We start from the raw sequence: 24,570 nt of genomic DNA, 5'->3' as shown, positions 1-24,570 counted from the left end.
AGCGTCGGAATTTTCTCGCTGCGCTGTAGCCCAATTCATTGAGTGAAGTAGGCATATTCAGAGCGGGTTAAATCGACTCAGAACCAGGCGATCACGCCAGTTTCAACTTCACCCTTGTAGACCGTCCTGCCCACCCCCATATTGGGGCGACTGACGCGTGAAGGAATCCAACTTGAGCGAACTTCTCAACCGCCGCCTGGCCCTGCTCGGCAAGCGCGAACACCTCTCCCTGCTAGAGCAGTGCTTGCACGGCATCGAGCGTGAATGCCTGCGTGTCACCAGCGAGGGTCGCCTGGCGCAAACGCCGCACCCTGAAGCCCTGGGCGCTGCGTTGACCAACGAACAGATCACCACCGATTACTCGGAATCGCTGCTGGAGTTCATCACCCCAGCCCTGCCCGACCCGGCCGATACCCTGGGCAGCCTGGACAAGATCCATCGCTTTGCCTATAGCAAGCTGGGCAACGAGTACCTGTGGAGCCCCTCGATGCCGTGCCCGTTGCCGGCCGAGGAAGATATTCCGATTGCCTACTACGGCACCTCCAATATCGGCCAGCTCAAGTACGTGTACCGCAAGGGCCTGGCCCTGCGATACGGCAAGACCATGCAGTGCATTGCCGGCATCCACTACAACTTTTCCCTGCCGGAACAGCTGTGGCCGCTGCTCAAGGAAGCCGAAGGATTTGTCGGCACCGACCGCGACTACCAGTCCACGGCCTACATCGCGCTGATCCGCAATTTCCGCCGCTACAGCTGGCTGCTGATGTACCTGTTCGGTGCCTCGCCGGCCCTGGACGCCGGCTTCCTGCGCGGGCGTTCGCACCAGCTGGAAGTGCTCGACGCCGAGACCCTGTACCTGCCCTACGCCACCAGCCTGCGCATGAGCGACCTGGGTTACCAGAGCAACGCCCAGGCCGGCCTGACGCCGTGCTACAACGATTTGGCCAGCTACACCGACAGCCTGCGCGAAGCGGTGGCAACACCCTACGCGCCATACGTCGAAGTCGGCACGCACAAGGATGGTGAGTGGGTGCAACTCAACACCAACATCCTGCAGATCGAAAACGAGTACTACTCCAACATCCGCCCCAAGCGCGTGACCTACACCGGCGAGCGGCCGATCCAGGCGCTGATGGCCCGCGGTATCCAGTACATCGAAGTACGCTGCCTGGATATCAACCCGTTCCTGCCGATGGGTATCGACCTGCCAGCGTCGCGTTTCCTCGACGCGTTCCTGCTGTACTGCGCGTTGAACGACAGCCCGCTGTTTGCCAATAACGAATGTGGCAATGCCACGTCCAACTTCCTCAGCGTGGTCAAGGAAGGTCGCCGTCCGGGCCTGCAATTGCAACGTGAAGGCCAGGCAGTGGACATGAAGGAGTGGGCTGCCGAATTGCTGGAGAAGATTGCTCCGTTGGCGGCCTTGCTTGATGAGAGCCACGGCATCACCGAACACAGCGAGGCGCTGGACGCCCAGTTGGCCAAGGTCAAGGATTCGTCCCTGACGCCGTCGGCCCAGGTGCTGGCGGCGATGGCCGAGCGCAAGGAGAGTTTTGCGCAATTCTCCCTGCATCAGAGCGAGGTGCATGCCGAGTACTTCCGCAGCGAGCCGTTGGCTGCCCAAGAGCAGGCGCGCTTCGAAGAACAGGCCCGCACGTCGCTGGCACAGCAGGCGGAGCTGGAGCAGAACGAAGTGGGCGATTTCGATGTGTTTGTCGGGTCGTACCAGGCCAGTATCCTCGCCATCAGCAACTGATGGCTTGTGTGGGAGGGGCTTGCACCCCGATGGCGGTCTTTCAGTCAATCATCCAGTGACTGTCATTCCGCTATCGGGAGCAAGCCCCCTCCCACATTGGTCCCTCGCATGCGCAGAATTTGCTTCATAAGCTAATTCGAAAAAGTTATTTATTTTAGAATTCTTAGATCATTTAGTCTCCTCACACGCCGACCCTCGGCCGCCTGATTGAGGAGCTTCCCCTTGAAACTGCTGACCCCTCTGCGCCTGTTGGCCGCGTTGTCCCTGGCCGGTGCCAGCCTGTTTGCCCAGGCGGCAGACGTGACCATTGCGTACCAGACCACCGTCGACCCGGCCAAAGTCGCCCAAGCTGACGGTGCCTATGAAAAAGCCACCCACGCCAAGATCGACTGGCGCAAATTCGACAATGGCGCCGACATCATTGCCGCCATCGCCTCCGGCGACGTGCAGATCGGCTATCTCGGTTCCAGCCCGCTGACCGCCGCGATAACCCGTAAGGTGCCGGTGCAAACCTTCCTGGTCGCCACCCAGATCGGCGGCGCCGAAGCACTGGTGGCGCGTAACGGTTCGGGGATCAACAGCCCCCAGGACCTGATCGGCAAAAAGATCGCCGTGCCCTTCGTTTCCACCGGCCACTACAGCCTGCTGGCTGCGCTGAAACACTGGAACATCGACCCGGCCAAAGTCACCATCCTCAACCTCGCCCCTCCGGCCATCATCGCCGCCTGGAAGCGCGGTGATATCGACGCCACCTACGTGTGGGACCCCGCCCTGGGCGTAGCCAAGGAAAACGGCCAGGTGCTGATCACCTCCGGCGAGCTGGCCAAGTTCGGCGCGCCGACTTTCGATGCCTGGATTGTGCGCAAGGACTTCGCCGAGAAGCACCCGGAAATCGTCACCGCCTTCGCCAAGGTCACCCTGGATGCCTACGCCGCCTACCGCAAAGACCCCCAAGCCTGGCTCGCCGACACAGGCAATGTCGACAAACTGGTGAAACTCTCCGGCGCCAAGCCCAGCGATATCCCCTTGCTGCTGCAAGGCAACGTCTACCCGCTGGCCGCTGACCAGGTCACCCTGCTGGGCGCACCGACCACCCAAGCCGTCACCGACACCGCTGCGTTCCTCAAGGAACAAGGCAAGGTCGACGCCGTGCTGCCGGACTACGCCCCTTACGTCAGCGCCCAGTTCATCACCCACTGATTCAGGAGTTGATCGCGATGGCCTTGCTACAACTGGAGCGCATCAGCGCACAGTACCCAGGCGCCCCGGAACCGGTACTGTCTGACATATCCCTGGACCTCGGGCCCCAGCAACTGCTGGTCGCCCTCGGCCCGTCCGGCAGTGGCAAGACTTCACTGCTGAACCTGATCGCCGGTTTCGTCGAACCGTCTGCCGGGCGCATCACCCTTGACGGTTTGCCGGTCAAAGGCCCCAGCGCCGAACGCGGCGTGGTGTTTCAGGACGATGCCTTGCTGCCCTGGCAAGACGTGCTCGCCAATGTGGCTTTCGGCCTCGAACTGGCCGGCGTGCCCAAGGCGCAGCGCGAAGTTCGCGCCCGCGAAATGCTCGCCCTGGTGGACCTGGCCGGTTTCGACAGCCGCCGCATCTGGCAACTCTCCGGCGGCCAGAAGCAACGCGTCGGCCTGGCCCGTGCCTTGGCGGCAGACCCGCGGGTATTGCTGATGGACGAGCCCTTCGGCGCCCTGGATGCCTTCACCCGCGAACAGATGCAAGAGCTGCTGCTGCAAGTCTGGCGGCGCACCGCCAAGCCGGTATTGCTGATTACCCATGACATTGAAGAAGCGGTGTTCCTCGCCACGGACTTGATCCTGCTGGCACCCAACCCCGGCCAGATCGTCGAACGCCTGCAGCTGGATTTCGGCCAACGCTATGCCGCCGGGGAGTCGGCGCGGGCGATCAAGTCCGACCCGCGCTTTATCGAAACCCGCGAGCACGTATTGGGCAAGGTGTTCTCCCAACGGCAGGTGTACGCATGAGCAGCTACGAACTTCCCGCCACGGCCAGCAAGCGGGTGGCGCACGCCACTATCCCGGTACGCCGCAGCCTGAGCACGCGTTGGATCAGCGTCCTGACCCTGGTCGCCCTGCTCGCCCTCTGGTGGGCGGTGACCGCCACGGGCTTGATCGAACCTCTGTTCCTGCCGCCACCATCCGCCGTGTTGCAAAAAGGCTGGCTGCTGGCGACCACCGGCTACATGGATTCCACCTTGTGGCAGCACCTGGGCGCGAGCCTCAGCCGTATCGGCCTGGGCCTGGGCTTTGCGGTGCTGACCGCCGTACCGGTGGGGATTGCCATCGGTGCCAACCGTATCGCCCGTGGCATTCTCGATCCGCTGATCGAGTTCTACCGGCCGATTCCGCCCCTGGCCTATCTGCCGCTGATTGTGATCTGGTGCGGCATCGGCGAGCTGTCCAAGGTGCTGCTGATCTACCTGGCGATCTTCGCCCCGATTGCCATCGCCACTGCAACCGGCGTGCGCACCGTCGACCCGGCCAAACTGCGTGCCGCGCAGTCATTGGGTGCCACCCGTGCACAACTGATTCGCCATGTGATCCTGCCCAGCGCCTTGCCCGACATCCTCACCGGGGTGCGTATCGGCCTGGGTGTGGGGTGGTCGACCCTGGTCGCCGCCGAGCTGATTGCAGCCACCAGCGGCCTGGGTTTCATGGTGCAGTCGGCGGCGCAGTTTTTGGTCACCGATGTGGTGGTGCTGGGGATCCTGGTCATCGCACTGATCGCCTTTGCCATGGAAATGGGCCTGCGCGCCCTGCAGCGTAAATTAGTGCCATGGCACGGCCAGGCACACTAAGTGATGAGAACTCAATTGAGCAGCCTGACCGTTACCCCATTAAGCACCGCCCTGGGCGCCCAGATCAGTGGCGTCGATATCACCCAGCCGCTGAGCGAGGCACATCGCGATGCCATCGAGCAGGCGCTGCTCAGCCACTCGGTGCTGTTCTTCCGGGACCAGGCGATCACCCCGCAGCAGCAAGCGCGGTTCGCAGCGCACTTCGGCGACCTGCATATCCACCCGATCTACCCCAACGTGCCGGAACAGCCCGAAGTGCTGATCCTCGACACCGCCGTCACCGACGTGCGCGACAACGCGGTGTGGCACACCGACGTGACCTTCCTGCCGACGCCGGCCCTGGGCGCGGTGCTCAGCGCCAAGCTATTGCCGGCGTTCGGGGGCGATACCTTGTGGGCCAGTGGTATTGCGGCCTATGAGGCACTGTCCGCTCCCATGAAGGCGCTGCTCACAGGGTTGACTGCCACTCACGATTTCACCAAGTCCTTCCCGCTGGAGCGCTTCGGCAACAGCGCCGAAGACCTGATGCGCTGGGAACAAACCCGCAGGAAAAACCCACCGCTGTCGCACCCCGTGGTGCGCACGCATCCGGTGAGTGGCCGCAAGTCGCTGTTTGTCAGTGAAGGCTTCACCACCAGGATCAATGAGCTGGAGCCGGCGGAGAGCGAAGCTATCCTGAAGCTGCTTTTCGCCCACGCGACACGGCCGGAATTCACCCTCCGCTGGCGCTGGCAAGAGAACGACGTGGCGTTCTGGGATAACCGCGTCACTCAGCATTACGCTGTGGATGACTACCGGCCGCAGCGGCGGGTGATGCATCGGGCGACGATCTTGGGTGACGTGCCGTTCTAGAGCCTGGCGAAGTACAAATGTGGGAGGGGGCTTGCTCCCGATAGCAACCTGTCAGTCACCTCTGTGCTGGCTGATTCACCGCTATCGGGAGCAAGCCCCCTCCCACATTTTTGACCCAGTTGTGTCAGTTATTCAGCGGTCGATGGCTTTTCCCACAGGTTGATCCCGCCTTCCTGCGCAAACCGATCAATCTCCGCCAGTTCCTCAGCACTGAAGCTCAGGTTCTGCAACGCCCCGACATTCTCGATGATCTGCTCCGGCCGGCTGGCACCGATCAGCGCACTGGTCACCCGTGGATCCCGTAAGGTCCACGCCAGGGCCAATTGAGCCAGGCTCTGACCACGGCGCTTGGCGATTTCATTCAGTGCGCGCACGTGGGCGATGTTGGCTTCGGACAGGTGCTGGGCTTGCAGGGAGCCGCCACCCGGGCGGTTGACCCGTGCATCGGCCGGTACACCGTTGAGATATTTATCAGTGAGCAAGCCCTGGGCCAGCGGCGTGAAGGCGATCACCCCGGCACCGAGTTCTTCGGTGGTGTCGAGCAGGTCTTTTTCCACCCAGCGGTTGAGCAGGTTGTAGGCAGGCTGATGGATCAGCAGCGGCACTTTCCACTCGTTGAGCAAGGCTGCGATTTCGCGGGTCTTCACACCGGAGTAGGAGGAGATGCCGATATACAACGCCTTGCCCTGCTGCACGGCGGTGGCAAGGGCGCTGGCGGTTTCTTCCAGGGGTGTGTCGGGGTCGAAACGGTGGGAGTAGAAGATATCCACGTAGTCGAGGCCCAGGCGTTGCAGGCTCTGGTCCAGGCTCGCCAGGATGTATTTGCGCGAACCACCGCCCTGGCCGTACGGGCCGGGCCACATGTCCCAACCGGCCTTGCTGGAGATGATCAGTTCGTCGCGATAGTGCTTGAAGTCTTCGCGCAGCAAGCGGCCAAAGTTGATCTCGGCGCTGCCATAGGGCGGGCCATAGTTGTTGGCCAGGTCGAAATGGTTGATGCCCAGGTCGAACGCCGTGCGCAGCAAGGCGCGCTGAGTGTCGATCGGGGTGCTGTCGCCAAAGTTGTGCCACAGCCCCAGGGACAGTGCTGGCAGCACCAATCCACTGCGACCTACGCGGCGATAAGGAATAGATTCATAGCGGTTTTCGGCAGCAATGTACGTCATCGAATCCTCTCTTGAGCTTGGGCAAATAAGGCCTGGGAATATCAATATTCCCAGGCCTTTTAAGCAGCTGAATCGCTTAAGTCTGCCTCTTCCTTTTACAGCAAAGGCCTACTTGAGAGGAACGGTTTAGCGCATATTACTCAGCGCACCAGATGCAGGAACTGCAGGTGCCGCTCGTACTGGTCGAGGATGTCGTTGATGATCTGTTCCTTGGTGTAGCCCACCAGGTCGTAGTCCTGGCTGCCCTCGCTCAAGTGCACTTCCGCCCGGTAATAGCGGCGGTTGTTGATCTCTTTGGAGCCCATGCCACCGCGGGCAAACGACGGCGTGAAGTAGCCACGCATCTGCACCTGGTAGATAAACGGATGCTCCTCGCCATGCCCGATTTCCAGGCTGACGCTGTCGTTGGAGGGGTCTGGCTGAGTGACCACATTCAGGCCCTTCTCGACAAACACCGCCGTCACTTCCTCGATGGCCGGGCGCACCGTCGATTCGAGGAAGCGATACACCTCATCGCGAGACGGGAAGTGCACGGCCTGGCTCAGGCGCTGGCGCCAACCACCACGGCCTTTGCGCGAAGCCGAAATCGGCGCCAGGGAATGCAACTGGGCGATCTGCTTCTGCGACTCGAGGTAGAACGCCTTGTGCAGCCCCCACATCATCAGCAGCAGAATCAGCGAGAACGGCAGCGAGGTCAGTACCACCGCTGACTTGAGCGAATCGATGCTGCCGGCAAACAGCAAGGCACTGGTGACCAGCGCGGTCATCGCGCCCCAGAACACCCGCAGCCACTTCGGCCCGTCTTCATCGGCGTTGCCGCCTTTGGACGACAGGGTGGACAGCACCACCGTGCCGGAGTCCGCCGAGGTCACGAAGAACACGAAGCTGATAAACACCGTGACCGCGATGACGGTCTTGCTCCACGGGTAGGTTTCCAGCAGCAGGTAGAGGCTCATCGACGGATCATCGATAGCCGACTGACCCAATGCGACCATGCCATGGTTGAGCACCTGATCGATGGCGCTGTTACCGAAGATCGACATCCACGCCAGGGTAAAGCCCAGCGGGATCAGCAGCACGCCGAACACGAATTCGCGGATGGTACGGCCACGGGAAATACGGGCGATGAACAGGCCCACGAATGGCGACCATGCGATCCACCAGGCCCAATAGAACACCGTCCAGCCACCCAGCCAGTCACTCGGCTTGTCGTAGGCATACACATCGAAACTCTTGGTGGGCAATGCGCCCAGGTAGTCACCGATGTTCTGGATCAGGGTATTGAGCAGGTGCTGGGTCGGCCCGGCAAACAATACGAACAGCAGCAGCGCACAGGCCAGCAGCATGTTGATGTCGGACATCACCCGCACACCCTTGTCGACACCGGCCACGGCAACGATGATCGCCGCGCCCATCATCAGGGTGATCAGCCCCACCTGGATCCACTGGGTGTGGGCAATGCCAAACAGGTAGTCCAGGCCGGAGTTGAGGTGCAGCACACCAAAGCCCATGTCGGCGCCCAGGCCGAACACCGTGGCGATGATGCCGAAGCCATCCACCGCATAGCCGATAGGACCATTGATACGCTTACCGATCAGCGGGTACAGCGCCGAACGCAATGCCAGCGGCAGGTTATGCCGGTAGGCGAAATACGCCAGGGCCATGCCGACAAAGGCGAACACGCCCCAGCCATGCAGGCCCCAGTGCAGGAACAGCACCTGCATGGCCTGGCGCGCCGCATCGGCGTTCATTGCCTCGCCTTGGGGCGGTTGCACCAAGTGCGTCAACGGCTCCGAGACGCAGAAGAAAAACAGCGTGATGCTGATACCGGCGGCGAACAGCATGCCGGCCCAGGACAGGTAACTGAATTCGGGCTCGTCGTGGTCGGCACCGAGTTTTATCTTGCCGTAGCCCGATAGCGCGGTGACCACCACGAAGACCAGATACAGGGTCATCGCCAGCATGTAGTACCAGCCGACCGTATTGGCCGCCCAGTTTTGCGCCGCCAGCAACCAGGCACCAGCCTGTTGCGGGATAGCGATGACGGTAATGCCAAACAGCAGGATAAAAGTCGCGGCAAAGTAGAAAACGGGCGCATTCATGCGCACCAGGCCGCTGGATGGGGTGGACGATGCACTCATGAACGATGCACCCCTGGGGTGTGGGATGTGGCTGTAAATAACGGACTCAGCAAAGGTAAGCCTCCTGTTGTGAGCGGGCAGCGAACCACCGGGTTTAACTTGAACGAACGTTCAAGTTAAACATGAATAGGCGGTCCGGGACTAATCGCAGGGCTGAGTGGTAGATGATTCCTACACTAGCTCAAGGATTGGTATGACGCGTGGAGACTGGAAATCGTTCAGCGACTCCAAGGTGGAATGCACTAAAAATGTGGGAGGGGGCTTGCTCCCGATTACGGTGGGTCAGCTACAGATAAGCTGACCCACCGCTATCGGGAGCAAGCCCCCTCCCACATTGGTTTTGTGTAGTGCCTGAGTGCGCGGTTACTTCTGCGCCCCATCATCATGCTGCAAGTTCGCCTGGGTGATATTCGCCCCCGCCGGTACGCTGCGGGTCAGCCACACATTACCGCCAATGGTCGAGCCCTTGCCGATGGTAATCCGCCCCAGGATCGTCGCCCCGGCATAAATCACCACGTCATCCTCAACGATCGGATGCCGCGGATGGCCTTTTTGCAACTGCCCATCCTCGTCCGCCGGGAAGCGCTTGGCGCCCAGTGTCACGGCCTGGTAGATACGCACCCGCTCGCCGATGATCGCGGTCTCGCCAATCACCACACCCGTGCCGTGGTCGATAAAGAAGCTCGGGCCGATCTGCGCACCGGGGTGGATATCGATGCCGGTGGCCGAGTGGGCGATCTCCGCGCTGATCCGCGCCAGCAGCGGCAAACCGGCCCGGTATAAATGATGAGCCAGGCGATGGTGGATAACCGCCAGGATGCCCGGGTAGCACAGCAGCACTTCATCAACGCTGCGGGCAGCCGGGTCGCCGTGGTAGGCGGCGAGTACGTCGGTGTCCAACAGGCTGCGCAGGGACGGCAGCGCCAGGGCGAAATCCTGGATCAGGCGAATGGCCAGGGCATCGACTTCACCAGCATCCTCACCGCCCTGGCGTGCGGCGTAGCGTAGCTCCAGGCGCGCCTGGGCAAGCAAGGCATTGAGCGCCACATCGAGGGTGTGCCCTACATAGAAATCTTCGCTTTCTTCGCGCAGGTCCACCGGGCCCAGGCGCATGGGGAACAGCGCACCACACAAGGCTTCAAGGATCTGCGCCACTGCCTCGCGGGACGGCAATTCGCGGCCACCATGCTCGCCACTCAAGCGCCCGTTGCGCGTTCGCCACTGGTCGCGGGCGCCGCGCAGCTGGCTGACGATGGTCTGCAATTGCCAATGACTGGAACGCTCACTCACGGTATTCACTCCTGACGAAATGGCCATCACTTTACGGTATGCACCGTGGCAGCTCTTAAGAACCAATGGTATGAACATAAGAACTATCCGGCATAAGCGATTGCCGGTTGCCCGATGAAAAGTGCCTGCCTATAGTCCCCCACATCACTCAGTCACCGTGCGTAGCCATGATCAAACAACAGCTTGACCGTTTTAACCGTCTGGAACTGCTGGGCGGTGCTACCGCTTTGGAAAAGCTCGAGCGGCTGTCGGCCTGGCTGGGCAGGGACATTTACGTCAAACGCGATGACACCACACCGTTGGCCATGGGCGGCAACAAGCTGCGCAAACTCGAATACCTGGCAGCCGACGCCATCGCCCAGGGCGCAGACACCCTGGTCACCGCCGGCGCCATCCAATCCAATCACGTACGCCAGACCGCCGCGCTGGCGGCCAAGCTGGGCCTGGGTTGCGTGGCCCTGCTGGAAAACCCCACCGGCACCGATAACATCAATTACCTGGGCAATGGCAACCGCCTGCTGCTGGACCTGTTCGACGCCAAAGTGGAATTGGTGGAAAACCTCGACAACGCCGACGACCAACTCAATGCCCTCGCCGACCGCCTGCGCAGCAATGGCAAGAAACCGTACCTGGTGCCGATCGGCGGCTCCAATGCCCTCGGCGCCTTGGGCTATGTGCGTGCCGGGCTGGAGTTGGCCGCACAGATTGAAGACAGCGGCATTGAATTCGCCGCCGTGGTGCTCGCCTCGGGCAGCGCCGGGACCCATAGCGGCCTGGCCTTGGCCTTGAGCGAAGTGCTGCCGCAGTTGCCGGTGATCGGCATCACGGTGTCGCGCACCGAAGAAGCGCAGTTTCCCAAAGTACAGGGCCTAGCCGAACGCACCGCCGAGTTGCTCGGTATGGATATGCCCGAAGCCTTCAAGGTGACCTTGTGGGACGAGTATTTCGGCCCTCGGTATGGCGAGCCAAATGCCGGCACTCTATCTGCGATCAAACTTTTGGCCAGCCAGGAAGGTCTGCTGCTGGACCCGGTGTATACCGGCAAGGCCATGGCCGGTTTGCTGGACGGCATCGGGCGTCAGCGATTTGAGGACGGGCCGATTATTTTCCTGCATACCGGTGGGGCGCCGGCGTTGTTTGCCTACGACTGCGTATTTAACTGACTAAGCAGGATTAAAATGTGGGAGGGGCTTGCTCCCGATAGGGGAGTATCAGTTTATGCATATATCACTGACCCACCGCTATCGGGAGCAAGCCCCCTCCCACTTAGACCTAATTCATATTCAAAAAAAGAATATAAATTGTCATTTTTATTATTTTCAAGTCTTAAAAACCCGCTTTATCATCGCGCCGCAGAAGAAGACGCACACCGCGCTTTAAGGCAGGATACGACAACCGCGTCACCTGCTTCGCTCACCATAAAAACACAGGGGCTCTCCATGACTATTTCTGTATTGCGTCGCACGCTACTGGTTGGCACATTGGGCCTGGCGCTTGGCGCTGGCTGGCTGGGCCAGGCGGTTGCCGGCGAACAGCTGGGCAACATCAAGAAAGCCGGCGAGATCAAGATCGGCCTGGAAGGCACCTACCCACCCTTCAGCTTCGTCGATGAAAGCGGCAAGCTCAGCGGGTTCGAGGTGGAGTTGTCCGAAGCTCTGGCCAAGGAGTTGGGCGTCAAGGTCAAGCTACAGGCCACCCCGTGGGACGGCATCCTCGCCGCCCTGGAATCCAAGCGCCTGGACGCCGTGGTCAACCAAGTGACCATCTCCGAAGAGCGCAAGAAAAAGTACGACTTCTCCAAGCCCTACACCGTTTCCGGTATCCAGGCGCTGACCCTGGCGAAGAACGTCGACACCATCAAGACTGCCGACGACCTGGCCGGCAAGAAAGTCGGCGTAGGCCTGGGCACCAACTACGAACAATGGCTCAAGGATAACCAGCCTAAAGCCATTATCAAGACCTATAACGATGACCCGACCAAGTTCCAGGACCTGCGCATCGGCCGTATCGACGCGATCCTGATCGACCGCCTGGCCGCCCTGGAGTACGCCAAGAAAGCCAAGGACACCGCCGCAGCCGGCAACGCCTTCTCACGCCAGGAATCCGGGATTGCCCTGCGCAAAGGCGAGCCTGAACTGCTCGACGCGGTGAACACGGCCCTCGACAAGCTGCGCGCCGACGGCACCTTGAAGAAGCTGTCCGAGAAGTACTTCAACGCTGACGTCACTCAATAATGGAAGCAGGTTTCCAACTCGCGCTGGACTCCGCGCCCTTTCTGCTCAAGGGCGCGTACTACACGGTAATCCTCAGCCTTGGCGGGATGTTTTTCGGCTTGCTGCTGGGCTTCGGCCTGGCGTTGATGCGCCTGTCGCGCTTCAAGTTGCTCAGTTGGACGGCCAGGGTCTACGTGTCGTTCTTTCGCGGCACGCCGTTGCTGGTGCAACTGTTCCTGATCTACTACGGCTTGCCGCAAGTGGGCATCGAGCTGGACCCGATCCCGGCTGCCATGATCGGCTTTTCGCTGAACATGGCAGCCTACGCCTGTGAAATCCTGCGGGCCGCCATCGCCTCCATCGAGCGTGGCCAGTGGGAAGCGGCCGCCAGTATCGGCATGACCCGTGCGCAGACCCTGCGCCGGGCCATTTTGCCGCAGGCCATGCGTACAGCCCTGCCGCCCCTGGGCAACAGCTTTATCTCGCTGGTCAAGGACACTGCGCTGGCCGCCACCATCCAGGTGCCAGAGCTGTTCCGCCAGGCCCAACTGGTGTCGGCGCGTACCTTCGAAATTTTCACCATGTATCTGTCCGCGGCCCTGATCTACTGGATCCTGGCGAGCATTCTGGCGCATCTGCAAAACCGTCTGGAAGACCGCGTCAACCGGCATGACCTGGAGTCTTGAAGCATGATCGTGGTTGAGAAACTGACCAAGCAATTCAACGGCCAGGTGGTGCTCAACGGCATCGACCTGGAGGTCAAGGCGGGCGAAGTGGTCGCCATCATCGGACCCAGCGGCTCCGGCAAGACCACCTTCCTGCGCTGCCTGAATTTCCTCGAAGAGCCCACCAGCGGCCGCATCAAGGTCGGTGACATAGAGATCGACAGCAGCAGGCCGCTCAACCAGCAACAGGGCCTGGTGCGGCGCCTGCGCCAGCATGTGGGCTTTGTGTTCCAGAACTTCAACCTATTCCCGCACCGCACCGCGCTGGAAAACGTCATCGAAGGGCCGATCGTGGTCAAGAAGATGCCGCGGGAAGCGGCGACCGAACTGGGGCGCAAGCTATTGGCCAGGGTCGGCCTGGCGGGCAAGGAAGCGTCCTACCCACGGCGGTTGTCCGGCGGCCAGCAACAGCGTGTGGCGATTGCCCGGGCGCTGGCCATGGAGCCGGAGGTGATCCTGTTCGACGAACCCACCTCGGCCCTTGACCCGGAACTGGTGGGCGAAGTGCTGGCGACCATCCGCAGCCTGGCCGAAGAAAACCGCACCATGGTCATCGTTACCCACGAGATGAGCTTTGCCCGGGATGTGGCCAACCGGGTGATTTTTTTCGACAAGGGCGTGATCGTCGAACAGGGCGAAGCCAAGGCGTTGTTCGCCAATCCCAGGGAAGAGCGAACCAGGCAGTTTCTGAGCAAATTCCTCGCCCACTGACCCACCCTCTGTAGGAGCGAGCTTGCTCGCGAAAAACGCTCAGGCAACTCGGTCAATCTGATTCACCGCGTTATCGTTGACGTTCTTCGCAAGCAAGCTCGCTCCTACAACGGGTTACCGTTCCAGCGCTTAAAATACCCCGCCGTAACGACCTTAAAGTCCCCCTCCCCGTCAGACTCTTCTGAATATCTTCAAACCCGCCGTTTAGCCTTTTGCCTCCATTGACGCTCCGCGGCCAACCCTCTTATCTAGCGCCTTGAGGATTGGATCCTATCCCGGCTACTGACTGAATCGTTCCTTTCGAACCGCCTTGCGCCTGTGTGCAGGGAGCTCGGAACGATTGCTGCTGGCTGCATCAAGGAGATTACTGATGACACACACCCAAATCCCGGCCACGCTCACTGCCCCCAAATTGCCCCAGGCGATTGGAAGCGGCATCAGCGCCCTGGCCTCCACGCACTTGCAAGTAGACATTTCACCCTACCCAGGCATGGAAGAAGGCGACCTGATCGAACTGTTCTGGAATAACTGCTTCGCCGCTTCGCGCAAGGTGACCGCTGGCAAGATCGGCACGTTCACCCACCTGTGGGTACCGGAAAGCTTTGTGCAGGACGGCCCCGCGCGCGTCCACTACCAGGTCCTGCAGATCGGTCATGGGCCTATACGCTCTGCTGCGACCCTGGTGCGGGTCAAAACCAACTACCCCGGCGGCCTGCCCTCGTCTCTTCTGAACCACGAAAGGGGTGATGAAAACCAGAACCTCGCCCCCGTCGGCCTGCCTGAAACCATCCGCCGCTATGGCGTCAACAGCTGCCAGGTACGCCGCGGCATCCCGCTGACGATCGAGCCTTACTTGAACATGAGCACCGGAGACGCCATCACTCTGCGCTGGGGTGACGTACGCCTGGACCTGCCGAAAATCCAGGCCGGGAACGTAGGCCTGGCGGTACAGGTGTGGGTGCCCTCCCAGGTGATTATCGAAGCGGGCGACGACTGCCGGTTGGACGTCACCTACTGCATTCTTGATCGCGTCGGCAATAATTCCCGTTGGGCGCCCTCCCGCACTTTGCGCATCGCCGCCTGCGCGTCAGCAGCAACAACCCGCCCTGCCTCGCCCGCGCCAGGCTATCAACCACGTCGCTTCGGCTCACCTTGTGAACCGGGGTGACAGCCCTTCTATGCATATTCCTAAAAGTTAGTTTATTTAAAGAATTAACACGCTTAGGGTATATGCACCGGACCACCGGACATTCCTGATTTTTCAGTTTTTATTTCATTGAATGCGAGGTCGGTATGGTCAGAATTACCCCGGTGCATAACGCCAGGGCATTGCGTGCAGCCAAGGAGCGGCGCTGATGTCTAACTTGGCTCTAACACCCACCCAGAGTGATCTGGACGTAGCCCCCCTACTGTTGCCGGCCACGGTTTTGCGCGACGACGCCCAGGCGTTGAGCGCCGCCCACGAGCTGGCCCAGGCTGCACGCTTGCAGGCCGCCAAGCGCGACCAGCAACGCAAGCTGCCGTGGGCACAGCTCGAACAATTCACCCGCAGCGGCTTGGGCAGTATTTCAATTCCCCGCGAATACGGTGGCCCGCAGGTGTCGTTCGTGACCCTGGCCGAAGTGTTCGCGATCATCAGCGCGGCCGACCCGGCCCTCGGGCAGATTCCGCAGAACCACTTCGGCATCCTGCATGTGTTGCAGAACATCGCCACCGAGCGCCAGAAAAAGCAGCTGTTCCAGAGCGTGCTCGACGGCTGGCGCATCGGCAACGGTGGCCCGGAACGTGGCACCAAAAACACCCTGGAACTCAAGGCGCGCCTCACGGCAGAAGGCGACGGGTTGGTGGTCAGCGGCCAGAAGTTCTATTCCACCGGCGCGCTGTTTGCCCACTGGGTCGCGATCAAGGCGCTGAACGATGACGGCAAGCAAGTCATGGCCTTCGTTCGGCGCGGCAGCGAAGGGCTGCGCATCGTCGATGACTGGTCGGGCTTTGGCCAACGCACCACCGCCAGCGGCACCGTCTTGCTCGACCGGGTGCGGGTCGACCCGGAGCTGGTTATCGACAACTGGCGCCTGGGCGAAAGCCCGAACATCCAGGGTGCCGTGTCGCAGTTGATCCAGGCCGCCATCGACGCCGGCATCGCCCGTGGAGCCCTGGACGACACCATCGCCTTCGTGCGTGAGCGTTCGCGCCCCTGGATCGACGCCAAGGTCGAACGGGCCAGCGACGACCTGTATGTGATTGCCGATATCGGCAAGTTGAAAATCGAACTGCACGCCGCCGAAGCGTTGCTGCGCAAGGCTGGCCAGGTGCTCGACGACGTCAGCGCCGCGCCGATCACCGCGCAATCTGCCGCACGCGCGTCAATCGCGGTGGCCGAAGCGAAAGTGCTGACCACCGAAGTGTCGTTGCTGGTCACCGAGAAGCTCTTCGAACTGGCCGGCAGCCGCGCCACCCTCGCCGAATTCAACCTCGACCGCCACTGGCGCAACGCCCGGGTGCACACCCTGCACGACCCGGTGCGCTGGAAGTACCACGCTATCGGCGCCTATCGCTTGAACGGCATGTTACCGGCGCGCCACTCCTGGATTTAACCGACCAGAACACTTTTCCACGAGCTTCTGGAGAAACTCATGACCCTTTCTCACCACGTCGCGGTTATCACCAGCGATGAACATGCCCTTATTGTCGCCAGTGATCTCGCTGAAGACTTGCGCCGTGACAGCGCCCAACGCGACCGTGAACGGCGTCTGCCGTTGCCCGAACTGGACGTGTTTTCCCGCTCCGGGCTATGGGGCATCAGCGTGCCCAAGGCCCACGGCGGCGCGGGCGTGTCCAACGTGACCCTGGCCAAGGTCATCGCTCTGATTGCCCAGGCCGATGGCTCCTTGGGCCAGATCCCGCAGAACCACTTCTACGCCCTCGAAGTGTTGCGCGTGAACGGCAGCCCCGAACAACAGCAGCGCTTGTACGCCGAGGTGCTGGCCGGCCAGCGCTTTGGCAACGCCTTGGCGGAGCTGGGTACCAAGACCGCCCATGACCGCGTGACCAGCCTCACCCGCGACGGCGATGGTTTTCGCATCAATGGGCGCAAGTTCTACGCCACTGGCGCTATCTATGCGCAACGCATCCCCACCTCGGTGGTGGATGAAAATGGCATCCAGCAGCTGGCCTTCGTGCCACGCGACAGCGCGGGCCTGACGGTGATCGACGACTGGAGCGGCTTCGGCCAGCGCACCACCGGCAGCGGTTCGGTGGTGTTCGACAACGTGTGGGTTGCGGCACAGGACGTGATCCCGTTCCAGAGCGCCTTTGAACGCCCGACCACCGTCGGCCCGCTGGCGCAGATCCTTCACGCGGCTATCGACACCGGCATCGCCCGCGCCGCCTTTGAAGATGCCTTGCACTTTGTGCGAACCAAGACCCGCCCGTGGATCGATTCCGGTAACGACAAAGCCACCGAAGATCCGCTGACCCTCAAAAGCTTCGGCCACCTGAGCATTCGCCTGCACGCTGCCGAGGCCTTGCTGGAGCGCTCCGGGGAATTCCTCGACCGCGCCCAGGCTGACAGCAATGCCCAGACCGTCGCCGCCGCATCCATCGCCGTGGCCGAAGTGCGCGCCTTGAGCACCGAGATTTCCCTGGCTGCCGGCAGTACCTTGTTCGAACTGGCCGGCAGCCAGGCGACGCTCGCCGAGCATGGCCTGGACCGCCACTGGCGCAACGCCCGGGTGCACACCCTGCACGACCCGGTGCGCTGGAAGTACCACGCCGTGGGCAACTACTACCTCAACGATGAAAACCCGCCGCTGCGGGGGACCATCTGATGAGCAAAAAGAAGATCCTGCTCAATGCCTTCAACATGAACTGCATCGGGCATATCAACCACGGCCTGTGGACTCACCCACGGGACAACTCGACCCAGTACAAGACCCTCGAATACTGGACCGAACTGGCGCAGATCCTCGAACGCGGGTTGTTCGATGGTTTGTTTATCGCCGACATCGTCGGTGTCTACGACGTGTATCAGAACTCGATTGACGTGCCGCTCAAGGAGTCGATCCAACTGCCGGTCAACGACCCGTTGCTGCTGGTCTCGGCCATGGCCGCCGTCACCCGCAACCTGGGTTTTGGCCTGACCGCCAACCTCACCTACGAGCCGCCTTATCTGTTCGCCCGACGCATGTCCACGCTGGACCACCTGAGCCGCGGCCGAGTCGGCTGGAACATCGTCACCGGCTACCTCGACAGCGCGGCCAAGGCCATGGGCCTCTCCGAACAGGTCGAGCATGACCGGCGCTACGACCAGGCCGATGAGTATCTGGAAGTGCTGTACAAGCTTTGGGAAGGCAGCTGGGAAGACGACGCAGTGCTCAACGATCCACAGGCGCGGGTGTATGCGCAACCGGGCAAGGTGCACAAAGTCGAACACCACGGCGAGTTCTATCAGGTAGAGGGTTATCACCTCTGCGAGCCGTCGCCGCAGCGTACGCCGGTGCTGTTTCAGGCCGGCAGTTCCGAGCGTGGCTTGTTGTTCGCCGGGCGGCATGCCGAGTGCGTGTTTATCAGCGGGCAGAACAAGGCCTCAACCAAAATCCAGGTGGATAAGGTGCGCGCCAGCGCGGTGGAGGCGGGGCGCAACCCGGACGACATCAAGGTGTTCATGGGCCTCAATGTGATCGTGGGCGCCACCGAAGCGTTGGCCTGGCGCAAGCACGCCGAGTATCTCAGCTATGCCAGCGCGGAAGCCGGCGTGGCGCATTTCTCCGCCTCGACGGCGATTGATTTCTCCCAATACGAACTGGACGAGCCCATCCAGTACGTAAAGAGCAACGCAATCCAATCGGCCACCAAAAACCTGCAAAACAACGACTGGACCCGGCGCAAATTGCTCGACCAGCATGCCCTGGGTGGGCGCTATATCACCTTGGTGGGCTCGCCTGAACAGGTGGCGGATGAACTGGAATCCTGGATCAGCGCAACCGGGCTGGATGGTTTCAACCTGACGCGCATTGTCACGCCGGAGAGCTATGTGGATTTCATCGACATGGTGATACCGGAGTTGCAGCGGCGTGGCTCGTACAAGACCGAGTATGCGCAGGGCACGTTGCGGGAAAAGGTTTTCCACGGCGCCGCTCGACTACCCGAACAACACACCGGCTCCACCTACCGTCACTGATCAAAAAATGTGGGAGGGGGCTTGCTCCCGATAGCAGTGGGTCAGACACAGCTGTATGCACTGACACTCCCCCATCGGGGGCAAGCCCCCTCCCACAGTTGACCCCGTGACTCTTACCAATACCTTATGACTGGAAATTGATGATGAAAAAAATATTGCTCACCCACCCAGTCAAAGTACTGGCCCTGGCCTTCAGCTTATTCAGCACAGCGGTATTCGCCGCCGACACACCACTGAAAGTCGGCACCACCGCCGCCTTCGCCATTCCCCTGGAAGCGGCCGTAGAAGAGGCCGGCAAACTAGGCCTGAAAGTCGAGCTGGTGGAGTTCACCGACTGGATCGCTCCCAACGTCAGCCTGGCGGCAGGCGATATCGACGTGAACTACTTCCAGCACATCCCCTTCCTGGAAAACGCCAAGGCCGCCGCCGGCTTTGACCTGGTGCCCTATGCCCCGGGCATCATCAACAACGTCGGGCTGTATTCGAAAAAGTACAAAAGCTTCAACGACCTGCCCGAAGGTGCCAGCGTGGCGATTGCCAACGACCCGATCAACAGCGGGCGCGGCCTGCAACTGCTGGCCAAGGCCGGATTGATCACCCTCAAGCCGGGGGTGGGCTACAAGGCCACCGAAGAAGATATCGTCAGCAACCCGAAAAAGATCAAGATCCTGCAAGTGGAAGCCGTGCAACTGGTGCGCGCCTATGACGATGCCGACCTGGTGCAGGGCTACCCGGCTTATATCCGCCTGTCCAAGACCTTCGATGCGGAGTCGGCGCTGCTGTTCGACGGTCTGGACCATCCGGAATACGTGATCCAGTTCGTCATCCAACCCAAGAGCAAAACCGACCCTCGGGTGATCAAGTTCGTCGACATCTACCAGCACTCGCCAGTGGTGCGTGCGGCGCTGGATAAATCCCTCGGCAAGCTCTACCAAGTCGGCTGGGAAGATAAGAAATGACCGCCGCCAACGCCCAACTGCGCGACCTGGGCCATGGGCCCAGCGACGCCGAGCAGACTGAACTACACCCGGACCTCAACCGCGCCCACGTGCGTTTTATCAACCTGGGCAAGACCTACGACGGCACGGTACACGCCCTGCAAGGCATCGACCTGGCGATCCAGCGTGGCGAAGTGTTCGGCATCATCGGCCGCAGCGGCGCCGGCAAGTCATCGCTGATCCGCACCATCAACCGCCTGGAGCAACCCAGCAGTGGGCGGGTGCTGATTGATCAAGTCGACATCGGCGGCTTCGACGAAGACCACCTGGTGGCGCTGCGGCGGCGCATCGGCATGATCTTCCAGCACTTCAACCTGATGTCGGCCAAGACCGTGTGGCAGAACGTCGAGTTGCCGCTCAAGGTTGCCGGCGTACCCAAGCCCCAACGTGAGCAAAAGGTGCGTGCGCTGTTGGAACTGGTGGGTTTGCAGGACAAGCACACCGCCTATCCGGCGCAGCTCTCTGGCGGGCAGAAACAGCGTGTTGGCATTGCCCGCGCGCTGGTGCATGACCCCGAGATTCTGCTGTGCGACGAAGCCACCTCGGCCCTTGACCCGGAAACCACTCAGTCGATCCTCGGCCTGCTGCGCGAAATCAACCAACGCCTGGGCCTGACCATCGTGCTGATCACCCATGAGATGGCCGTGATCCGTGAAATCTGCGACCGCGTGGTGGTGCTGGAACATGGGCATATCGTCGAGCAAGGCCCGGTGTGGCAAGTGTTCGGCAACCCCCTGCATGAGGTCAGCAAGACCCTGCTCGCACCGCTGCAACACGGCTTGCCGCCTGAATTGCAAAGCCGCCTGCAACCCACACAATCCTTGGCGGGCGCGGCGCTGGTGCTGCGCTTGCAATTCACCGGCAGCGATAGCGATGAGCCGGACCTCGCCGCCTTGTTCAGCGCCCTCGGCGGGCGCGTGCGCTTGTTGCAGGGTGGTGTGGAACGCATCCAGGGGCACGCCCTGGGGCAATTGCTGCTGGCGGTGAATGGCTCACCGCACAACGCCGAAGAACTGCGCAACCGCGCCGGCAATTGGGCGCAACAGGTGGAGGTGCTGGGTTATGTGGTTTGATCGTTTAGTGCAGGGCGCCATCGACACTCTGTTAATGGTCGGCGTGTCATCGCTGATCGCCTTGCTGGTAGGGATTCCCCTGGCAGTGTTCCTGGTCACCAGCGACAAGGGCGGCATCTACCAGGCGCCGGCCCTGAACCGCGTGCTGGGGGCGTTCGTGAACTTGTTCCGCTCCATTCCGTTCCTGATCCTGATGGTGGCGCTGATCCCCTTTACCCGTCTGATCGTTGGCACCACCTATGGCGTATGGGCGGCCGTGGTGCCGCTGACCATCGCCGCCACGCCGTTCTTTGCACGCATCGCCGAAGTCAGCCTGCGCGAAGTCGACCACGGCCTGATCGAAGCCGCGCAGGCCATGGGCTGCCGACGCTGGCACATCATCTGGCACGTGCTGTTGCCCGAAGCGCTGCCGGGAATCGTCGGCGGCTTCACCATCACCCTGGTGACCATGATCAACTCATCGGCCATGGCCGGGGCAATTGGCGCCGGTGGCTTGGGCGACATTGCCTATCGTTATGGCTACCAGCGCTTTGACACGCAGATCATGCTCACGGTGATTGTGCTGCTGGTGGTCCTGGTGGCGGTGATCCAGTTGGGTGGTGATCGATTGGCGCGGGTGTTGAACAAGCGCTGAGGTCAGGGGCACTCATCCAATTGGGCCACGCTGGCATGGGGCACGAAGCTGACGGTTTTTTCCTTGGCCTGCCAGGGGCGCACGACATAACTGCCGTCCGAGTCGGCCATCACCCGCAGTTTCACGCTGCGCTGCGGGTGGGCGGCGTCTATCAGCACGCCGGGGACCTTGGCCCCGTCCGACCAACTCATCAGCGTACATACACGCCCTCCCGAAGCGAAACCTTGCAGCGGCAAGCCGCCCAATTTCGACCCGCTCGCGGGGATCAGTCCAAGGAAACAATGAGCGCAAAGGCCGCCAGTGATGCGAACGCCACCGGGTTCTTGTGATCGCGCATGCACACCACCAGGCAGGCGCCGCAGCCCCGGCGCCAGCACAGGCCAGCCAGAATTCGCCGGACAGCTCACCCAGGGCAACATGGGCGGGCCGGGCACGAATGATGATGCCGACATAGGCCAGCACTGCCACCATAATCGCCACGATCCAGCTGATGGTCAGCAAAGGCCCGGAGCAAACGCTGAATCCACTCGCCTATACCTGTTAACTCTGACAGTTGTTGGTTGTTTTCTGTGCGTATCTAATCAGACGGAATCTCTCACCAAGGATGGGCTGATGATGAAAATGCACTCTTTAGGGTTTGCGGGTTGTATTTTACTGAGCACGGTCAGCTTGACCGTCAACGCTGCCGCCTACACCAACCTAGGGCATGAAGCGGGAGCCCAATGCAAAACCTCCGGCATCAACGACAATGGTATCGCTGTTGGCAATTGCACACCGGCCAGTGCCAGCGCCAACAACGTCCCTTGGTTAGCAGATACGAACACAGAGAACTCACAAGTAGCGCTCAAGCCATTGGTTGTTGGACAGCCTTGTCGCGCCCTCAATATCTCGAACGCCGGGTGGATCGGCGGTGCTTGCAAGAATGAAAATAATGTCAACACCGCCGTGATCTGGAACGCCACCACTCCAAACAGTATTCCGACAGCTCTCAAGCCGCTTCCTGGGGTAGTGCTGCCGCTGCGTGCCGCGGACGTAAAGACAATCATCATGGCGTCCAATCAACGCGGGGATATGGTTGGATGGAGTATCAGCAGTAATCAGGAGCTATCTACCGTCATATGGCTCGCAGGGAATGACACGCCTAAGCGGGTATTTTCTTCGCTGCTTGGACTGCTTGGTTACAACGATAAATGCGTTCCAGTGGGGGTCAGTGACAGCCTGTCGAATGGCTACCCCAGCATTGCCATGAACTGTCCCAGCACCAACGGCATCACAATTCCCCAAGTAGCTAAGGCTAACGTCACGACCTATACCATAAGCTCTTTACCCATAGCGACTGGAGCCAATCGTTGCTATGTCAAAGGACTCAATAACGCACTGCAATCGGTGGGTTACTGCGAGTACCCCGATACCGCCACCAACCCGGTCCGAACCGCAGCCTGGATGACCCCGACGACAGCGCCTCTGACCTTGACCCTTTCTATCAAGTCCAAAAATGCCGGACGCGCAATCAACAACGCGGGAGTTGTGCTGGCATCACGACAGGAAGACACCGGTAGAGTGAGCGACTTAACGTGGATTCCCCCAGCGGGGTTGGCGGGCATTCAGCTGATTCAGCCTCCGACGGGAGCGGTGTCGACCCAAGCGTTCGGTATCGCCGATAACAACACCGTCGCGCTCAACAGCGATGTTGATCAGTACATCACCGGCTGTATCTGGTACCCCGCAACCGGTGGAAGCCCTGCGACCACCAACTGTCTCGCTTCGATAGGTGGAGGCAAAAAAAATTGGCTAGACACCTTCTCTCAAAGCGGAGGCTACGCAGGTGGCGTGAACATCAACAGCACTCAGGACATGGATGCAGTAGCAGCGGGATTGCCCTGAGTGCATCAACACATAAGGCAGCAAACGCCACTTCATGCCAACGACATCTAACTTCAGGGAAAAACCATGTCAAAACTCATGACGTCGAACAGCCTTGCATCCGTTGCATTGTTATTTATGGTCGCTATAAGCGGTACTGCGGCAGGCACCCCGTCGCTGACAGGGGAGGTAATTTCTAAACTTGTTCTAGACGACGCCACCGCCTTCTCTTTTCAAATTGAACCTTGGCCTTTGCCACCACCTGAAACGCGGAAGGTGGTAGGGCAATTTTGCTACCTATTTCCTTGTGATAAGGACGGTCCTAATTGGCACAATATTTACGAAGATTAGTTAAGCCTAGATTGTGGTAGCGGCCCAAGCATCGGATATAGTTGCTGTGTTCTCACTTGAAACAGCCCTATGAAACTCGAACCCGACGACCTCAACCAGATCACCGCCACCACCCTCGGCCATTACAACAAGGTGGCCGAAGACTTCCGCGAAGGCACCCGCGATCACGATGTGAGCCAGAACATCGACGCGCTGCTGCGGCACATCCAGGGCACGCCGCCGTTTACCGTGCTGGATTTCGGCTGCGGGCCGGGGCGGGATTTGCAGACTTTTACGCGCATGGGGCATATCGCCGTGGGGCTGGATGGCTCTGAGCGTTTCGCGCAGATGGCGCGGGAGGACAGCGGCTGCGAGGTGCTGCAGCAGGACTTTCTCAAGCTGGACCTGCCCGCCCAACGCTTCGATGGCGTGTTTGCCAATGCGGTGTTGTTTCATATCCCCAAGCAGGAACTGCCACGGGTTCTCAAGCAGTTGCATGACACATTGAAGCCCGGCGGCGTGCTGTTCAGCTCCAACCCAAGGGGCGAAAACCAGGAAGGCTGGAATGGGCCGCGATATGGGTCTTATCACGACCTGGAGGCGTGGCGGGCATTGCTGACTGAGGCGGGTTTTGAAGAGCTGGAGCATTACTACCGGCCGGCCGGGTTGCCTCGGGAACAGCAGCCTTGGTTGGCGAGTGTGTGGCGTAAACTTTAATGTTTTGTTGTTCGGTCTGGCGCCTTCGCGAGCAAGCCCGCTCCCACATTTGGAACGCATTCCCCTGTGGGAGCGGGCTTGCTCGCGAA

General features: G+C 60.8%; 23 protein-coding genes. 19 read left to right on the top strand and 4 right to left on the bottom strand.

Annotation, left to right across the window (positions count from 1 at the left end):
* Positions 1-172: 172 nt before the first annotated feature.
* The 5 genes from gshA to tauD all read left to right on the top strand — a co-directional run bounded on the left by gshA (position 173) and on the right by tauD (position 5,438).
* Positions 173-1,756, top strand: a complete 1,584-nt coding sequence (gene gshA, locus KVH01_RS08530; protein ID WP_217881146.1) for a glutamate--cysteine ligase — start codon at positions 173-175, stop codon at positions 1,754-1,756.
* A gap of 222 nt (positions 1,757-1,978) precedes the next feature.
* Positions 1,979-2,956 (top strand): taurine ABC transporter substrate-binding protein, encoded by a 978-nt coding sequence (gene tauA, locus KVH01_RS08525; RefSeq protein WP_043047392.1) that lies wholly within the window; start codon positions 1,979-1,981, stop codon positions 2,954-2,956.
* Between the two features lie 17 nt (positions 2,957-2,973).
* A complete protein-coding gene (gene tauB / locus KVH01_RS08520; RefSeq protein WP_217881145.1) occupies positions 2,974-3,753 on the top strand; it encodes a taurine ABC transporter ATP-binding subunit in 780 nt (259 codons plus the stop codon).
* A complete protein-coding gene (gene tauC, locus KVH01_RS08515; protein ID WP_217881144.1) occupies positions 3,750-4,586 on the top strand; it encodes a taurine ABC transporter permease TauC in 837 nt (278 codons plus the stop codon). The genes tauB and tauC overlap by 4 nt, the downstream gene beginning before the upstream one ends.
* Before the next feature lie 3 nt (positions 4,587-4,589).
* On the top strand, positions 4,590-5,438 hold the full coding sequence (gene tauD / locus KVH01_RS08510) for a taurine dioxygenase (protein ID WP_217881143.1): 849 nt from the start codon (positions 4,590-4,592) through the stop codon (positions 5,436-5,438).
* A 128-nt stretch (positions 5,439-5,566) separates the two neighbouring features.
* On the opposite strand, the gene mgrA is transcribed toward tauD, so the two are convergent.
* From mgrA to epsC, 3 genes are all read right to left on the bottom strand, one after another.
* A complete protein-coding gene (gene mgrA / locus KVH01_RS08505; RefSeq protein WP_043047396.1) occupies positions 5,567-6,604 on the bottom strand; it encodes an L-glyceraldehyde 3-phosphate reductase in 1,038 nt (345 codons plus the stop codon).
* Positions 6,605-6,744: 140 nt separating this feature from the next.
* Positions 6,745-8,706 carry a choline transporter BetT gene (gene betT, locus KVH01_RS08500; RefSeq protein ID WP_164486656.1) on the bottom strand — a complete coding sequence of 654 codons (1,962 nt, stop codon included), beginning with the start codon at positions 8,704-8,706 and terminating at the stop codon, positions 6,745-6,747.
* Positions 8,707-9,108: 402 nt separating this feature from the next.
* A complete protein-coding gene (epsC, locus tag KVH01_RS08495) occupies positions 9,109-10,035 on the bottom strand; it encodes a serine O-acetyltransferase EpsC (protein ID WP_057010541.1) in 927 nt (308 codons plus the stop codon).
* 167 nt (positions 10,036-10,202) lie between these two features.
* Here epsC and KVH01_RS08490 point away from each other — a divergent pair, with 167 nt between their 5' ends.
* From KVH01_RS08490 to KVH01_RS08440, 11 genes are all read left to right on the top strand, one after another.
* Positions 10,203-11,198 carry a D-cysteine desulfhydrase gene (locus tag KVH01_RS08490; RefSeq protein WP_217881142.1) on the top strand — a complete coding sequence of 332 codons (996 nt, stop codon included), beginning with the start codon at positions 10,203-10,205 and terminating at the stop codon, positions 11,196-11,198.
* A gap of 276 nt (positions 11,199-11,474) precedes the next feature.
* Positions 11,475-12,269 carry a cystine ABC transporter substrate-binding protein gene (gene tcyJ, locus KVH01_RS08485; RefSeq protein WP_043047400.1) on the top strand — a complete coding sequence of 265 codons (795 nt, stop codon included), beginning with the start codon at positions 11,475-11,477 and terminating at the stop codon, positions 12,267-12,269.
* A complete protein-coding gene (gene tcyL, locus KVH01_RS08480; protein WP_003187646.1) occupies positions 12,269-12,934 on the top strand; it encodes a cystine ABC transporter permease in 666 nt (221 codons plus the stop codon). The genes tcyJ and tcyL overlap by 1 nt, the downstream gene beginning before the upstream one ends.
* Positions 12,935-12,937: 3 nt before the next feature.
* On the top strand, positions 12,938-13,684 hold the full coding sequence (gene tcyN / locus KVH01_RS08475) for an L-cystine ABC transporter ATP-binding protein TcyN (RefSeq protein ID WP_043047401.1): 747 nt from the start codon (positions 12,938-12,940) through the stop codon (positions 13,682-13,684).
* A gap of 370 nt (positions 13,685-14,054) precedes the next feature.
* Positions 14,055-14,852 (top strand): hypothetical protein, encoded by a 798-nt coding sequence (locus KVH01_RS08470; protein WP_217881140.1) that lies wholly within the window; start codon positions 14,055-14,057, stop codon positions 14,850-14,852.
* 187 nt (positions 14,853-15,039) lie between these two features.
* Positions 15,040-16,281 (top strand): SfnB family sulfur acquisition oxidoreductase, encoded by a 1,242-nt coding sequence (locus tag KVH01_RS08465; RefSeq protein ID WP_217881139.1) that lies wholly within the window; start codon positions 15,040-15,042, stop codon positions 16,279-16,281.
* Positions 16,282-16,320: 39 nt separating this feature from the next.
* Entirely contained in the window at positions 16,321-17,514 is a 1,194-nt protein-coding gene (locus KVH01_RS08460) for an SfnB family sulfur acquisition oxidoreductase (protein ID WP_217881138.1), read from the top strand.
* Positions 17,514-18,866 (top strand): LLM class flavin-dependent oxidoreductase, encoded by a 1,353-nt coding sequence (locus KVH01_RS08455; RefSeq protein WP_217881137.1) that lies wholly within the window; start codon positions 17,514-17,516, stop codon positions 18,864-18,866. The genes KVH01_RS08460 and KVH01_RS08455 overlap by 1 nt, the downstream gene beginning before the upstream one ends.
* Positions 18,867-19,009: 143 nt before the next feature.
* Positions 19,010-19,825: a MetQ/NlpA family ABC transporter substrate-binding protein gene (locus tag KVH01_RS08450; protein ID WP_043047406.1), complete on the top strand. Its 816-nt coding sequence runs from the start codon at positions 19,010-19,012 to the stop codon at positions 19,823-19,825.
* Positions 19,822-20,937, top strand: coding sequence for a methionine ABC transporter ATP-binding protein (locus KVH01_RS08445; protein ID WP_217881136.1), 1,116 nt, complete (start codon positions 19,822-19,824; stop codon positions 20,935-20,937). The genes KVH01_RS08450 and KVH01_RS08445 overlap by 4 nt, the downstream gene beginning before the upstream one ends.
* Positions 20,927-21,571 (top strand): methionine ABC transporter permease, encoded by a 645-nt coding sequence (locus KVH01_RS08440; RefSeq protein WP_034117212.1) that lies wholly within the window; start codon positions 20,927-20,929, stop codon positions 21,569-21,571. Before KVH01_RS08445 ends, KVH01_RS08440 begins: the two co-directional genes overlap by 11 nt.
* Before the next feature lie 2 nt (positions 21,572-21,573).
* Here KVH01_RS08440 and KVH01_RS29780 read toward each other — a convergent pair whose 3' ends face one another.
* Entirely contained in the window at positions 21,574-21,762 is a 189-nt protein-coding gene (locus KVH01_RS29780; protein WP_225924112.1) for a hypothetical protein, read from the bottom strand.
* Positions 21,763-22,183: 421 nt separating this feature from the next.
* Between KVH01_RS29780 and KVH01_RS08430 the strand changes: the two genes are divergently transcribed.
* From KVH01_RS08430 to KVH01_RS08420, 3 genes are all read left to right on the top strand, one after another.
* Positions 22,184-23,455: a hypothetical protein gene (locus tag KVH01_RS08430; protein WP_217881135.1), complete on the top strand. Its 1,272-nt coding sequence runs from the start codon at positions 22,184-22,186 to the stop codon at positions 23,453-23,455.
* A gap of 66 nt (positions 23,456-23,521) precedes the next feature.
* Positions 23,522-23,785 (top strand): hypothetical protein, encoded by a 264-nt coding sequence (locus KVH01_RS08425; protein ID WP_217881134.1) that lies wholly within the window; start codon positions 23,522-23,524, stop codon positions 23,783-23,785.
* A 69-nt stretch (positions 23,786-23,854) separates the two neighbouring features.
* Complete coding sequence (locus tag KVH01_RS08420) at positions 23,855-24,481, top strand: class I SAM-dependent methyltransferase (RefSeq protein ID WP_217881133.1); 627 nt, start codon at positions 23,855-23,857, stop codon at positions 24,479-24,481.
* Positions 24,482-24,570: the final 89 nt, after the last annotated feature.

Origin of the sequence: Pseudomonas khavaziana (genome assembly GCF_019145205.1) — a bacterium.
Taxonomy (GTDB): domain Bacteria; phylum Pseudomonadota; class Gammaproteobacteria; order Pseudomonadales; family Pseudomonadaceae; genus Aquipseudomonas; species Aquipseudomonas khavaziana.
Note: the sequence above shows the minus strand (reverse complement) of the source record. Positions and strands in the feature narration are given on the sequence as shown.